This is a genomic window from Gillisia sp. Hel_I_29 (genome assembly GCF_000744275.1).
Taxonomy (GTDB): Bacteria; Bacteroidota; Bacteroidia; order Flavobacteriales; family Flavobacteriaceae; genus Gillisia.
Window position 1 is genome coordinate 1,479,279 of the sequence record NZ_JQLP01000005.1, and the last position, 15,692, is coordinate 1,494,970.

The 15,692-nt window shown below is 34.0% G+C and carries 12 protein-coding genes; 6 read left to right on the plus strand and 6 right to left on the minus strand.

What is annotated here, in order from left to right; all coding sequences use genetic code 11:
• Positions 1 to 6: 6 nt before the first annotated feature.
• Positions 7 to 1,350 (minus strand): DEAD/DEAH box helicase, encoded by a 1,344-nt coding sequence (locus tag P163_RS11885; RefSeq protein ID WP_034891384.1) that lies wholly within the window; start codon positions 1,348 to 1,350, stop codon positions 7 to 9.
• A gap of 207 nt (positions 1,351 to 1,557) precedes the next feature.
• Between P163_RS11885 and P163_RS11890 the strand changes: the two genes are divergently transcribed.
• From P163_RS11890 to P163_RS11910, 5 genes are all read left to right on the plus strand, one after another.
• Entirely contained in the window at positions 1,558 to 2,094 is a 537-nt protein-coding gene (locus tag P163_RS11890; RefSeq protein WP_034891386.1) for an NADPH-dependent FMN reductase, read from the plus strand.
• The gene (locus P163_RS11895; protein WP_034891388.1) at positions 2,095 to 3,411 is read left to right on the plus strand and encodes an anthranilate synthase component I family protein; all 1,317 of its coding nucleotides are present in this window, start codon (positions 2,095 to 2,097) and stop codon (positions 3,409 to 3,411) included.
• 72 nt (positions 3,412 to 3,483) lie between these two features.
• A complete protein-coding gene (tilS, locus tag P163_RS11900; RefSeq protein WP_034891390.1) occupies positions 3,484 to 4,797 on the plus strand; it encodes a tRNA lysidine(34) synthetase TilS in 1,314 nt (437 codons plus the stop codon).
• Positions 4,794 to 6,806, plus strand: coding sequence for a protein-disulfide reductase DsbD family protein (locus P163_RS11905; RefSeq protein ID WP_034891394.1), 2,013 nt, complete (start codon positions 4,794 to 4,796; stop codon positions 6,804 to 6,806). The genes tilS and P163_RS11905 overlap by 4 nt, the downstream gene beginning before the upstream one ends.
• A gap of 57 nt (positions 6,807 to 6,863) precedes the next feature.
• Complete coding sequence (locus P163_RS11910; protein WP_034891396.1) at positions 6,864 to 8,720, plus strand: CocE/NonD family hydrolase; 1,857 nt, start codon at positions 6,864 to 6,866, stop codon at positions 8,718 to 8,720.
• A 79-nt stretch (positions 8,721 to 8,799) separates the two neighbouring features.
• Here P163_RS11910 and P163_RS11915 read toward each other — a convergent pair whose 3' ends face one another.
• From P163_RS11915 to P163_RS11925, 3 genes are all read right to left on the minus strand, one after another.
• The gene (locus tag P163_RS11915; RefSeq protein ID WP_051931237.1) at positions 8,800 to 9,168 is read right to left on the minus strand and encodes a winged helix-turn-helix transcriptional regulator; all 369 of its coding nucleotides are present in this window, start codon (positions 9,166 to 9,168) and stop codon (positions 8,800 to 8,802) included.
• Positions 9,169 to 9,487: 319 nt separating this feature from the next.
• The gene (locus P163_RS11920) at positions 9,488 to 10,306 is read right to left on the minus strand and encodes an alpha/beta hydrolase (RefSeq protein WP_034891398.1); all 819 of its coding nucleotides are present in this window, start codon (positions 10,304 to 10,306) and stop codon (positions 9,488 to 9,490) included.
• A 32-nt stretch (positions 10,307 to 10,338) separates the two neighbouring features.
• Positions 10,339 to 11,625: a DUF2254 domain-containing protein gene (locus tag P163_RS11925; RefSeq protein WP_034891408.1), complete on the minus strand. Its 1,287-nt coding sequence runs from the start codon at positions 11,623 to 11,625 to the stop codon at positions 10,339 to 10,341.
• Between the two features lie 196 nt (positions 11,626 to 11,821).
• Here P163_RS11925 and P163_RS11930 point away from each other — a divergent pair, with 196 nt between their 5' ends.
• Positions 11,822 to 12,265, plus strand: coding sequence for an Hsp20/alpha crystallin family protein (locus tag P163_RS11930; protein ID WP_034891417.1), 444 nt, complete (start codon positions 11,822 to 11,824; stop codon positions 12,263 to 12,265).
• Positions 12,266 to 12,318: 53 nt separating this feature from the next.
• On the opposite strand, the gene P163_RS11935 is transcribed toward P163_RS11930, so the two are convergent.
• Positions 12,319 to 13,533, minus strand: coding sequence for a hypothetical protein (locus tag P163_RS11935; protein ID WP_034891420.1), 1,215 nt, complete (start codon positions 13,531 to 13,533; stop codon positions 12,319 to 12,321).
• A gap of 140 nt (positions 13,534 to 13,673) precedes the next feature.
• On the minus strand, positions 13,674 to 15,674 hold the full coding sequence (gene uvrB, locus P163_RS11940; protein ID WP_034891424.1) for an excinuclease ABC subunit UvrB: 2,001 nt from the start codon (positions 15,672 to 15,674) through the stop codon (positions 13,674 to 13,676).
• Positions 15,675 to 15,692: the final 18 nt, after the last annotated feature.

Below are 15,692 nucleotides of genomic sequence, written 5' to 3' on the forward strand. Positions count from 1 at the left end.
GAAAGACTATTTCTTATTGCGCTTGTTGTAATTCTTGTCTCCTCGAGTTTTTGGCTTCTTATATTTTTTGGCGATCTCTCTTCTATAAGAACCTCCTAAATTTACCTTCTGATTCTTTGCGCTCTTTTCGTGAAAAGCAGGCCCCGGAGCGTCCTCATTCTTATTAGGATTATTGATCTCAAAAACTTTTGGTTGTTCTTCGGGAATCAATATAGTAGATACTTCAACACTTTCGGGAAGTTCAAATTGCGGAACTTCCATTCTCATCAAGGTTTGGATCTTCTCAAGGTTTTCTTCTTCCTTTTCAGTAGTTAAAAGAAAAGAGATTCCTTGTCTTTCTGCACGGCCGGTTCTACCAATACGGTGCATATAGTTTTCAGGATATTCTGGAGTGTCAAAGTTTATAACATGAGAAACATGCTCAATATCGAGTCCACGTGCCATTACATCTGTAGCCACTAAAATTCGACAAAAACCATCTCCAAACTGACGGATACTTCGTAATCTATAATTCTGACTTTTATTGGAGTGGATTATAGTACATTCTTCTTCAAATTCGAGATTTAAGATCTCGAACAATCTATCTGCTAACTTTTTGTAACCTACAAAAATCAAAACCTTAGAATAAGTCTCCTTATCTTTTAGCAACTCCTTTAAGAAATTCGCCTTTGTATGAAAATTTGGAATTTTATACCCGCGTTGCTCGATATTATCTAATGGAGTACCACTAATTGCAACCGATATTTTTTCAGGAGTTTTAAAATTGGCATCTATCAACTCTTCTACCGCCTCTGTCATGGTTGCAGAGAACATAATATTCTGACGATTATCCGGTATTAATTCTAAGATATTGTTGATCTGAAATCTAAATCCAAGATCTAACATAACATCAACTTCATCTATCACCAATTTCTGAATAGACTTTAATTGAACCGCTCTTCTTATAACAAGATCGTACAAACGTCCTGGGGTAGCAACAACAATATCTTGTCCTTGCAATAGATCTTGATGTTGCGTATTTATATTTACACCACCATAAACTCCTGCAACTCTCACATTAATGTATGCTGCAAGCTTTTCAATTTCTTCCACCACTTGTACTACCAATTCTCTGGTAGGCACCATTACCAAGATACGCGGATTCTTTTGCTCAGAATATTTAAGCATGCGTAAGATAGGCAACATATAAGCAAAGGTTTTCCCGGTACCGGTTTGCGCGATACCCACCACATCTTTACCAGACATAATGGTAGAAAATGCCTGTTCCTGAATAGGAGTAGGGGTTTCGAATTTTAGATCCTCTAAAGCATTAAGCAGAGGAGTATTTAAATTAAGATCCTGAAAAGTCACAAGATGAGGTTTTTATTAACTGCAAAGGTAGGTTTTGCAGCGCAGGTTTCAACTAAAAAGCGTGCAGAAAATTGGAGACTGTACATTTATAATACTATTTATCCCGATTATCTTGTTTATAATTAGGCACCTTTGAATTCTTCTCTATGCTATTATTAGTCTCATACTCTTTTAATTTTAGGTATTTTTGAATTCAATTAAAGAGCTATGAAAAAAATTCTTGCCTTTGCAGGCTCAAGTAGTAGTATTTCTATTAATCAGAGATTAGTAACTCATGTGGCCAATAGGATTCAGGGTCATGAGGTTAAAGTTATTAATTTAAGAGATTTTGAGATCCCTATGTACAGTGCAGATGTAGAGCTAAAAAGCGGATTTCCAATAGATATTCGCATCATTAAAAACCTTATTGAAGAACACGATGCTTTAGTTATTGCTGTTAATGAGCACAACGGATCTGTTTCTTCTTTTTTTAAAAATATCATAGATTGGCTTTCAAGATTGGATAGAAATTTTCTAAGCAATAAAAAGATCTTGTTAATGAGTACCTCACCAGGTATTCGTGGTGCGTCTTCTGCATTAGAATATACCAAAGGAATTTTCCCAAGATTTGGAGGGCAGGTAATAGAAAGTTTTAGCTTTCCTTCTTTCAATGAAAATTTTGAAAATGAGAGTGTTATAAATGAAGTGTTGAATATGGGAATAGAAGATGTTTTAACAACTTTCTCTCATGAAATTGATGGATAATTGCGAAGTGTAAAGAAATATGAAGTTGCTAATATTCATCTTTTTAAGCAACAGCTTTTAGAGTGGAGTAAGCACTATGATGAGATAACTTGGTTAGATAGTAATAATTATCAACAGAATCATAGTCGTTTTGATGCAGTTTTAGCACTGCAGGCATTCACCCTTATTAAAACAGACTATGTACATGCCTTTGATAAACTTCAGGAATATCAACAAACCACGAAAGATTGGATCTTTGGGTATCTCTCTTATGATCTAAAAAATGATGTAGAACAGCTAAAATCTAATAATTTAGATCTTCTAGACTTTCCTGAGCTTTACTTTTTTCAACCTCAAAAGTTGATCTTTATAAAAAATAATGAGGTTGAATTTCAATATCTAAGAATAGTGGACGATGAGATGGATTCTGATTTTAAAGAAATACATAAATTAGAAATTAATACCCTTAAAAGAGCTGCTACTTCTCAAAAAGGGGAAATTCAATCTCGAATATCTCCATCTCAATATTTAGAAAGAATACAGGAACTTTTGGCTCATATACATAGGGGCGATATCTATGAGGCTAATTTCTGCCAAGAATTTTATCTAGAAGATACGAGCATAGAACCATTTCAGGTTTTTAAAGATCTAAATGCACTATCACTATCTCCATTTGCTACCTTTTTTAAATGGGAAAATAACTATTTGCTTTCTGCATCTCCGGAAAGATATCTTCAGAAAAAAGGAAATAAGATCATCTCACAACCCATTAAAGGGACTGCAAGGCGCGATGAGAATGAAACTATAGATCTACGCATTGCTAAAGAATTAGAAGAAGATCTAAAAGAACGTTCAGAAAATATTATGATCGTAGATCTTGTAAGGAACGATCTTTCTCATACCGCAAAAAAAGGAAGTGTAAAGGTAGAAGAACTATGTAAGATCTATTCATTCAGGCAGGTACACCAAATGATCTCAACTGTAACTTCTGAGCTTGCAGATGGAATTCCACCTGTGAAAGTCTTGCGTTCTACTTTCCCGATGGGAAGTATGACCGGAGCTCCTAAAATTTCAGCAATGAAGATCATAGAAGAGTTGGAAGTTTCAAAAAGAGGCTTATATAGCGGCGCAGTAGGATATTTTACTCCAGAAGGAGATTTTGATTTCAATGTAGTAATAAGAAGTATTCTGTTTAATGCTAATTCTAATTATGTATCATTTTCTGTGGGAGGTGCTATTACAGCTAAATCTATTCCTCAAAAGGAATATGAAGAATGTCTGCTGAAATCTAAAGCTATGAGAGAAGTACTACTTAATGGTATAAAGGAGTTGAAGTAAATCTAAGTGTTTGCGAGTATTTATTGCAATACCGAATATTATGGTATTTCAATTTAGTAACTTTGCTACAATATGGAAAAAGCATTTAAACAACTCTTAAAATTACAGTTTCCTTTTCTATGTCAAGGGAAGCTGCTGTTGGCCGTGAGCGGAGGGGTGGACAGTGTTGTTATGACACATCTCTGCAAGTTAGCAAAACTGGATTTTTCTATTGCACATTGCAATTTTAATTTGAGGGGTGATGAGAGTAATGAAGATGAAATCTTTGTAAAAGAGCTTGCTGAAGAGTTAGGAGTTGAGGCTTTTACTCAATCTTTTGATACAGAGGGTTTCGCTAGAGATGCAAAACTTTCTATTCAGATGGCCGCAAGAGACCTTCGCTATTCGTGGTTTGAAGAATTGCGTAGCACTCGTAATTTTGATTATATTTTGAGTGCTCATCATGCAAATGATAACGTAGAAACTTTCTTGATAAATCTGGTTAGAGGTACAGGAATAGAAGGTTTAACAGGAATTAAAGACACCAATGGCTATATTATAAGACCTCTTTTAAATTTTACTAGAAAAGAGATCGAAAATTACGCTACAAGCAATCATTTGAATTGGAGGGAAGATAGCAGTAATGCATCTTCAAAATATATGCGTAATAATATCAGGCATCAGGTGGTTCCAATTCTGGAAGAGATAAATCCCCAGTTTATAGAAAGTTTTTCTCAGTCTCAAAGATTTTTGAAAGAAAGCGTAGATCTGGTAGATGATTATATCGCTTTATTATATAAAGAGATTGTTGAAAAGACTTCTATTGGATATCAACTTAATGTAGAGGTTCTCAAAAGAATTCCAAACAATAAAGCGGTACTGTATCAATTGCTAAAGTCTTTTGGCTTCACAGAGTGGAGTGATGTACACGCCTTACTGCAAGCTCAATCTGGAAAAATGGTCTTTTCGAGATCTTATAGATTGATTAAAGACAGAGATCATTTATTACTTACTGAGATTCCTAATAAAGAAACGGATAAGGAATACGAAATCTTAACCTATGAAGATGTAGTTATGCTTCCTATAGGAACTTTTAGTTTTCATGAAGTTTCTGAAGTGAAAGAGGTTGATGAACATCATATTTTTATTCCCAAAGAACTGTTGAAATTTCCGTTGATCTTACGAAAATGGAAACATGGAGATCATTTTTTTCCATTTGGAATGAAAGGAAAGAAAAAGCTTAGTGACTACTTTAAAGACAAAAAATTATCTTTGCCCGAGAAGGAAAATGTTTGGTTGCTTTGCTCAAATAACGAAATTGTTTGGGTGGTTAATCACAGAGCCGATAATAGATTTTCGGTGACAGATGCTTCTCAAAAAATAATAAAAATAACGTATACCCCATGAAATATTTCTTAATCCTGATCCTGTTTGTAACCTCAATATTTTCAAGTCAGGCCCAGGTTTTTACCTCTGGTGCAGATGAGAATCAAGTTGAAGATCCAGTATCCTGGGATGTAAAGCTTGAAAAACAGAACGATTCTATTTATAAATTGATTATTAATGCCAAAATTGAGAAAGGTTGGCATCTATATTCTCAAAATATTGGTGATGAAGGGCCAATAGCTACTAGTTTTATCTTTGAAGATGCTCCCAAGGATTATTTGGCAATAGGTGAAATGACCGAACCAGATGTCCCATCTATATTTGATGAGGTATTTGAAATGGAGATCAAATATTTTGAGGATAATGCAGAATTCATTCAAGAAATAAAAGTTTTGGATGAAGACGCAGTGATCAAATTTGAGGTGGAGTATATGGCTTGTAATGATACGCAATGCCTGCCGCCAGAGACAGTTCCTTTTCAAATTTCGGTCTTAAAGAATAAAGCCAGTAAAGGGTACACAGATGTAAATGTTACTTCTATAGATGTAGATAAATCTAACAATCTAAGGATAGGAGTTCAAGGTGGAGAAAATTATCAACTAGAACAGCAAAAAGAAAAGAAGGGATACCTTTCTATTTTCTTATTAGGGTTTTTAGGAGGTCTTATTGCCTTACTAACGCCTTGTGTTTTTCCTATGATACCGCTTACAGTCTCTTTTTTCACTAAAGGTGCTAAAACCCGTAAGCAGGGCTTAAGTAATGCGATTCTCTACGGTTTTTTCATTTTTGCAATCTATCTGTTATTAAGTCTACCTTTCCACTTGCTAGATAGTGTAGCACCAGAGATCTTAAATAATATCTCTACTAATGTTACTTTGAATATTGTCTTTTTTGTAATATTTATAGTTTTCTCATTATCATTTTTTGGGTATTACGAGATAACCTTGCCAACTTCATGGAGTAGTAAAATGGACGATAAAGCTTCCAGCGTAGGGGGTATTGTAGGGATCTTTTTTATGGCACTTACCTTGGCTTTAGTTTCATTTTCTTGTACAGGTCCTATTTTAGGTTCTTTATTGGGAGGTTCTTTAAGCAGTGATGGTGGAGCAACACAATTATCTTTTGGAATGGGTGGATTCGGACTTGCATTGGCTTTACCATTTGCCTTGTTTGCATTATTTCCAAACTGGTTAAATTCTTTACCTAAAAGTGGAGGATGGCTTAATACTGTTAAAGTAGTTCTAGGTTTCTTAGAATTAGGACTTGCTTTTAAATTCTTATCTAATGCAGATCTTGTACAACACTGGGGAATTCTAAAAAGAGAAATATTCATCGGCATTTGGATCATAGTAGGTATAGGTCTCATGTTATACCTCTTCGGAATTATTAGATTTCCACATGACGGTCCAAAAAAGAAGTTGAGTAAGGGTAGGTTTGGTCTGGGTGCCTTAACGTTCCTATTTGTTTTATACTTATTTCCTGGGTTAACAAATACGCCGTTCGCAAATCTCGAATATATAAGTGGTTTCCCGCCACCTTTGTTCTATAGCGTATATGATAAAGAAACTGAAGGACCTTTAGGATTAGAAGCCTATAAAGATTGGGATAAAGGTTTAGAAGCTGCGAAAGAACAGAATAAACCTATTATGATAGATTTTACAGGATGGGCGTGCGTAAATTGTAGAAAGATGGAGGAGCAGGTGTGGAGTGATCCAGAAGTATATGAAACCATCAAAAATCAATATATACTGATTTCTTTATATGTGGATGATAGAAAAGAGTTACCTACTCAAGAACAATTCAACTACGTAAGGGAAAATGGATCTATAAAAAAGATAAAAACTATAGGAGATAAATGGGCGACTTTTCAAACAGTCAATTTCAAAAATAATTCACAGCCTTTCTATGTATTATTAGATACAGAAATGAATCTACTATCAGAGCCTGTAGGATATACTCCCAATATCAAGAAATATCTTAACTGGCTAAAATCTGGTGTAGCAAACTTTAGACAAACGGTAAAAGAATAAAATCCCTTTAGGGTTAACGGGGTTATTTCTATCTTTAGGAACTAAAAATTCTTAAATATGAAATTAATTAAATTCCCCGGCTTGTTATTACTTGCTTTCTTATTCACACTTTCTGGATTTTCTCAGGATAGTGAAGAATACCAAGTAGCCGAAAATTACACGAAACAGGAAGTAGATATCGCCATGAGAGATGGCACGAAACTTCATACCACAATTTATTCACCAAAAGACACTTCTAAGAAGTATCCAATAATTATGCAGAGAACACCTTACAGTTCTCGCCCTTATGGAGAAGGTCAATTACGTTCTAAAATAGGACCTAATGAATACCTTATGAAAGAAGGTAATATTATTGTTTACCAAGATGTAAGAGGTAGATGGATGAGTGAAGGAGTTTACGATAATATGCGTGCTTACATTCCTAATAAAAAAGGGAAACAATTTGATGAGGCAAGTGACACTTATGATAGTATAGATTGGCTTATCAAGAATATTAAGAATAATAATGGAAAAGTTGGAACTTGGGGAATATCGTATCCAGGATTTTATGCAGTATATTCTTTATTAGATGCGCATCCAGCGCTAAAGGCTGTATCTCCACAAGCTGGAATAAGTGATTTCTTTTTCGACGATTTTCATCATAACGGAGCCTATTTGTTGAGTTACTGGAGAGCTACGTCTATATTTGGATACGAAAAATCTACCCCTTCTGATACTGCCTGGTATAAGATGCCAGAACTAAATAGTGAAGATCAATACCAGTTCTTTTTAGATAATGGCCCGTTGTCTAATTTAGATAAATATTATAAAGAAGATAATGTATTTTGGCAACAGCTTAAAGATCACCCTAATTATGATGAGTTTTGGAAGTCTAGAGGTATCCTGCAACATCTAAAAAATGTAAAGCCTGCGGTAATGACCGTTGGTGGTTTATTTGACGCAGAAGATCTTTATGGACCTTTTCACGAATATCAGAGTATAGAGAAGAGCGGAGATAATTATAATACCCTTGTATATGGACCATGGAGCCATGGAGATTGGGCCAGAAAATCTCCGCGTCAGGCAATTGGGAACGTCTATTTTGGAGATAATATATCAGAAGATTATCAAAAGAATATTGAAACTAAATTTTTTAATCATTTTTTAAAAGGAAGTGGATCTAAAGATTCTGGTTTACCGGAAGCTTATATGTACGATACTGGAAATAGAGAATGGGATGAATATGCAGCATGGCCTCCAAAAGAAGCTAAGACTAAAAAATATTTCTTGGGAGCAGATCAAAAGTTAGAAGATAAAGCTACAGATGCTGAGGTTACTTTTGTGAGTGACCCTAAAAAACCGGTTCCTTATTCTGAAGATATTAAAATGGTTTTCACGCCTAGAAAATATATGACAGATGATCAAAGGTTTGCAGCCAGAAGACCAGATGTTTTAGTTTTTGAAACTGAGGTATTACAGGAAGATCTAACCTTAGTAGGGCCAATTGAAGCAGCTTTAAAAGTTGCTACCACCGGTACAGCTGCAGATTGGGTTGTAAAAGTGATAGATGTGTATCCTGCCGATGCTCCAGATTATGAAGAAACTCAGGAGTATTTGAAGATGGGTAATTATCATATGATGGTAAGAAGTGATGTTATTAGAGGGAGATTCCGTAATTCTTTCGAGAAGCCTGAACCATTTGAAGCGAATAAGAAAACTGATGTTTCTTTTGAGCTGCAAGATGTAAATCACACTTTTAAGAAAGGGCATAAATTACAAATTCAGGTTCAAAGTACGTGGTTCCCACTTATAGATTTGAATCCACAAACGTATGTTCCTAATATTTTTAAAGCGAAAGCTGAAGATTTTAAGAAGCAAACTCATACCGTTTACGGAGACTCATTTATTAAAGTTTCTGTATTAAACGAAAAATAATCTTTTAGTATTAACTTAAAAACCCATCTTTATTCAGTTAAAGATGGGTTTTTTGTTTTTAAGGAAAATTTGAAACATGTTATTTACAACTCTGATCAGAAAATTTTTGAACTACGTAATCACCCCACTCCGCTATAGATCTTATTAATGGTATGAGTGTTTTACCAAATTCGGTTAATGAATATTCCACTTTTAGAGGTGGTTTAGTTGTATACTCTTTTCTTTTTATCAGACCATCTTCTTCTAAAGCTTTTAGCTGTAGGCTTAAGGTTCTTTCAGTAACTGTAGGCATTTCTTTTCTCAACTCGTTATAGCGAAGCGTTTTATTCATTAAATGATATAAGATAACCGTCTTCCACTTACCGCCAATAACTCCCATGGTTAAACTTGGGCAACAAGGGTATTCATTACCTCTAAATATTAGCTTTTTAGATTCTGCCTTTTCCATAAAAATTGTACTGTCGTTACAACAAAGATAAAACACCATCAAAACCTCTGCAACTATAAGAATTATAGTAGCTAGGATGTATTAAGGTTGGAACGCATTATTCTAAAAGAATACATATTAAAGGCGATAATTCAAATTGAAGCAGTAAATAGTTTTTAAGGAAAGTAGGGATAAATATTGTACTAATTTCAAAAACGAATTTCGTTTGAACTTGAAGATTTATAAATAAAAATTCTTTTATACAATGTTAATAGCTTCTGCATAAAAGAGTCATTCTCTACTATTATTAGATATTCATAATATGTTAGACACCGTAATTCTAGTGCTTAATAAGCCAAAGTGCTGCATCAGGAAATAGTTTAGACCATGCCATTTCATTATGTTGGCCATTAGGTATGGATCGAGTATTTAATTGATCTTGTGTTAACCCCTTATTAATGAGTCTCTCCTTTATCTCCTTCATTAAGGGTACCATCGTTTCATCTTCTGCTTCCCCCGCCCTAAAATAGATAGCTATTTGCTTTAACTTAGATAATTCTGTATTGTCTGTAAAAGGTTTTATCTCATCAGAAAACCAAAAACTTGGAGAGAAAACCAATGCCTTGCTAAAGATGTCTGGTTGTTTTAGGAGTGCATAATATGAAAATAGCCCGCCAAGGGAGCTTCCACCTACAAATGTGTTTTTAGAATCAATTTTGGTTCTATAGGTAGAGTCAATTTTAGGCTTTAAAGTTTGAGTTAGAAAGTTCAAATAAGAATTGGCATTACCTCCATGATATTTGTGATGAGGAAAAGGGGTTAATTCATCTATTCTTTTTTCATTACCATGTTCTATTCCAATCACAATAAGATCTAATTTTAAACTGTCCAAAATCTCATCAACTCTCCATTCTCCTGAATATGAAGTTGATTTATCAAATAGATTTTGCGCATCTTGTAGATAAAGTACAGGATAACTTTCATTATTCGCTTTGTAAGATAAAGGCAGATAAACCCATATTTTCTTTATAGTATCTAACTGAGGTGCTTCTAATAAAAAAGTTGATACATTCTGTGTAGCTGTATGTTGTGCTTTACCGGGAAAACTCACTAAACCAAGTGAGAGTATAAGCAATATCCTGAGAATATTTGAATTCATGCTTTGCGTTATGATTATAGGACTTGTTAAATTTATATAAGTTTATAATGATTAGCAAGATTCATCACTTTCTCAATATCATCTTTGTTTGTAATGCCTTCCTGTGCATCATCTAAAAAGCTTTTTGCTTCGTTAAAAACCACTTCTCTATATTTTTCATTGAAGGGTTTTTGATCTATTAGGTGGCGAAACATTATCAATAATTTGTGCGTTAAAGTAATATCGTGCTTGCAATAGGTTCGTATTGATGCCATTACCTGATATATAAGATCTTCAAAATCTATAGTGTTAATCCTTAGATAAGGGTGTTTATCTCTTCTAATTACATTAACGTCTTTTTTATGCATACGCAATGCAAAAAGTTCGGTTAGGTAATCTATAGCATTAAGAGCTGTACCTGGGTCATTAATTCCTGGAGACATTGCCTTAACGATGATCTCCGTAAGCTGTTTAAATCCTAATATATAGTTGTCCTCCACCAATTCTTCTCTAGCAAAATTGAAATTGGCCAATATTTGTTTCAACGTGTCATCATCAAGTTCTTTTTCAGATCTTATGATAGGTCTGTCATTTAATATAAAAATACCTTTAACCGGAAGAATATGAATTTTGGTTTCAGTATCAATACAAATATCTATAAGGTTAGTATCGGAAATATTTTGAAAATATCCACTTTTGTTAGAATGATATTCATACCAGTCGTCAGATTCCGGAAAATCATCATCATATTTCTCCTCGTTATCCAGCAAGGTCTCTAATCTATTTTTAGATTGATTATATATCTTTTCTAAAATGTTACTTATTTGTATGGCTTGGGAAATATTATGTATGAAGAAGATAAAGGCATAGATACAAACCACTGTACCAAAAATACCAATTAAAACAGAAAACCCAGGAATTTGATATTTATCTCCATCGGGTTGTATTGTAAAAAGTATAAAGATATTATACAAGATGGTGGAGAGGTAAGCTCCTAAAATAATTTGATGGTTTTTATTGGAAATAAGTCCAGGCAGTAATCTTGGAGAGTAGTTACTTGAGGCTTGGCTTAACAAAAGCATTACCATTGAGAAGCTAAATACAATTACGGATATTAATCCAGAGATAAGTGAACTCAGAATTGTAAGTGCTGTATCACCATTATTAACTACCAAAAATGGCGCTTTGTCCATTAAATATTTAGAGATACCTAAGTTCTCTAAATAAATCATTATAAAAGCGAATAATACACCAAATATGGCTAGAGCAGTAGGGTAGAATGCTATTTTGCTTTCCATTACATTAAAAAAGGAAAGTGAACGATAGTATAATTGCTTCATGAAAATTGTTTGAGTTTTAAAATTAATCAATTATGTTTATTTGAACTTATTCATTGCTTTATTATAACAAAAGATTAGTGTAAGTGTCAAAATGACAGCTTTAGTACTCTCTTAACTGTCTTAATGGCGCTAAAATTGTTTTGGTTTTTATTTTGTTAATAATCTATGAATTATAATAATTTTAAATTTAAAGATCATGAGCATTATAAAAACAAAAGACGCAAATTGGTTGCCTTCTGCAATAGATGATATGTTCAAAGCAGATTGGTTAGGTGGAACAACTAATGTAAATAGCATTGGAACGAGTATTCCTGCTGTAAATATTTTAGAGAATGATGAGACCTTTTTAGTTGAGGTTGCTGCTCCCGGAAAAGATAGAGAAGATTTTAAAATAGAATTAGATAATGATATTTTAACGATCTCTTCTATGAGTAAGGAAGAGCATAAAGAAGAAAAAATGGCTAAAAAATATACTCGAAAAGAATTTAGCTATAAAACTTTTAAAAGAGCTTTTCGTTTACCTGAATCTGTGGATAGTGGAAAGATTTCTGCGGGTTATACTAATGGAGTACTAGAGATCAATTTACCGAAGAAAGAAGAAGCTAAGGTGCAACCAAAAAGGTTGATTGAGATTGCTTAAGAAGCATAAATAAATAGTAAAATTGAGAAAGCGTTGATTTATCGGCGCTTTTTTTAATTTCCTAAGAACAACCATCTATTCCCAGCACTTTGAATTCTGAATATCTGGTTTCCAGCGATAGATGTTATTTTTTGATTTTTAACAACGTCGTACAGATCGTCATTATTCAAGAAATTAAAATTCTTAGTAGCGGTACCATCCCAACCAATCAATATTAGAATTCTGCCTTTATTCAAATTTGCCTGAGGTAAGGTTATAGTAGAGATGGTATTATTAATACGTAAGGTATAAATCTCATCTGTAATTATAAAATCTCCTGTTGCTCCACCCGTGGTAGAATAATTTTGAGTATTTGGATAATTCCAATTTAAATTTCCGGAGGTATCTAATTTTAGAATTTGATCTGAACTCCCTCTGGTAGCCGGTAATATATATTCATCTAAAACTGAATTTCCAATTCCTACCCTCCCTGCAAAATAACCGGCAAAGACTTTTGCGCTGCTATTTCCATACGCTACAGAATAAATTCCGTAGATATTTCCTTGCCCTTGTATACTTCCAACCTCACTATATAACCCATAATTATTGCTATTGGCACCAAATGTCCTTCCTACACGATTAAAAATACCGTAAATATCATTGGTACCGCTATTTTGATATGATTCATTAAAAATGCCGTAGTGAATTCCATTACCTATTCCGCCTACATTATTTTTGATTCCATATTTATTGCCATTAGTAGCACTTCTATTATCACTAATAATTCCGTAGGTAGTAAGATTATCTGTTGCTGGATTGTTATTGTCTACTTCTAATGCTTTTTTAATAGAGGTATCTAATGTAGAATTTAAAGCAACCTGAAGTTTAGCGGTAATATCTTCGGTTCCTATGCCCATGTTGCCTTTCCTAAAAATAGCATCGTTGATGTTATTTGGACTTACAGTAGAACCAGGTTTATAAAAGTTGCTCCCGGAAATCCCGCTTATAGGCTCCCATTTTGATGACGTATTATTCCAAAAATAAAACCCTGATGTTGCAAGTGTCGTGGCAGTCTTTAAGAAAACCATCATTCCATGTTGAGCAGCACTTGGATTAGTTAGTGGAAATTTTTCAATTCTGGGAATTAAAATTCCATCTATGGTAGAAGGATTTTCGGGAGAACCTGCAACTATATCTAATTGAGCTTGTGGATTAGAGGTGCTAATTCCTACCTGAGCATAAAAAAAATTCATACTCAGGATGGATATAAAGATAAATAGATTTTTCATGATAGCCTGTTTTAGACAGTCATTGAAATTAGCTTAAATGTAAAAGGGAATATTAAATATATAAAATTATATCATTGAAATTCAGTTAGTTGAATTAGATATTAACGTAAATCAATTTTTAAATGACAAATAAGTAAATATTATAAAGCTTTAGATTTTTCTTGTAACATCTTTATCTCATCTCTTAATCGAGCAGCCGTCATAAAATCAAGATCTTTAGCTGCAGCTTCCATTTCTTTTCTTTTATTTCTCACTCGTTGCTCTAATTGAGGTTTACTGAAATATGCAGTCTCTTTTTCTGCGGCTTTTAAAGTAGGAGCAGATTCAATTTTATAGGCTTCTTCTTTCTTCTTAACCAATGTGCTATTAAAGGCTTTAACTAAAGCCTGAGGCTGAATCTTATTCTTAGTATTATAGGCAATCTGTTTCTCTCTTCTGTATTCTGTCTGATCGATCGTTAATTGCATACTTTCTGTGATCTTATCTGCATACATGATAGCTCTACCTTCTAAGTGTCTTGCAGCTCTACCTATAGTTTGTGTAAGCGATCTATTACTTCTTAAAAAACCTTCCTTATCTGCATCTAAGATAGCAACCAGAGAAACTTCAGGTAGATCCAGACCTTCTCTTAAAAGGTTTACCCCAATTAAGACATCAAAGATACCTCTTCTAAGATCATTCATAATTTCTACACGTTCTAAGGTGTCTACATCAGAGTGTATGTATCTACATCTAATATTGATTCTTGCGAGGTATTTATCAAGTTCCTCTGCCATTCTTTTTGTAAGCGTAGTAACTAGAACCCGCTGATCTTTTTCTGCTCTCACATGAATTTCTTCAATAAGATCATCTATTTGATTGAGACTAGGACGAATTTCTATAATTGGATCAAGAAGTCCTGTAGGTCTAATTAATTGTTCTACGTAGATACCTTCTGTTTTCTGAAGCTCATAATCTGCAGGAGTTGCACTTACATAGATCACCTGATTTTGCAGAGCTTCGAATTCCTCAAATTTTAATGGTCTGTTGTCCATAGCAGCAGGAAGTCTAAACCCATAATCTACTAAGTTTTCTTTCCTAGACCTATCGCCACCATACATGGCATGAACCTGTGGTATGGTAACGTGACTTTCATCTACAACCATTAAATAATCATTCGGAAAATAATCTAACAAACAGAATGGTCTGGTTCCAGGTAACCTTCCATCTAAGTAACGTGAGTAGTTCTCTATTCCAGAGCAATATCCGAGCTCCCGAATCATTTCTAGATCAAAATTTGTTCTTTCTTCTAACCTCTTGGCTTCCAAATGCTTTCCAATTTCTTGAAAATATGCCATTTGTTTTACAAGGTCATCCTGAATTTCACGAATAGCGCCTTGCAATACATCGGGTGATGTTACAAACATATTTGCAGGATATATGTTTAAACGCTCATATTTTTCTACGATCTCATTAGTTTGAGGGTCAAATGCTTCAATCTCTTCAATGTCATCTCCAAAGAAGTGTACTCTAAAGGCATTGTCGGCATAACTTGGAAATATATCTACGGTATCTCCCTTAATCCTAAAATTCCCATGGTTAAAATCTGCTTCAGTTCTCGAATATAAACTTTGAACCAAGCTGTGTAGTAACTTCGTTCTAGAGATGTGTTGATTTTTTTCAATAGAGATCACATTCTTTTTAAATTCTACAGGGTTCCCAATACCATATAAACAGGAAACAGAAGCTACTACAATCACATCTCTTCTTCCGCTTAATAGTGAGGAGGTGGTGCTTAACCTTAGTTTTTCTATCTCTTCATTAATAGATAGATCTTTTTCTATATAAGTTCCGGAACTGGGAATAAAAGCTTCCGGTTGATAGTAATCATAATAACTCACAAAATACTCTACAGCATTATCAGGAAAGAATTGTTTAAATTCTGCGTAGAGCTGTGCTGCCAACGTCTTATTATGTGCCAATACCAACGTAGGTTTCTGTACATCTTGAATTACATTTGCTACAGAAAAGGTCTTTCCAGACCCTGTAACTCCTAGTAAGGTTTGATATTGTTCGTTCTTGTTAATTCCGGCAACAAGTTGCTTTATAGCCTGTGGTTGATCTCCGGTAGGTTTATAATCAGATTGTAAATTGAATTTCATGAATCTCTTTTTCTTAGC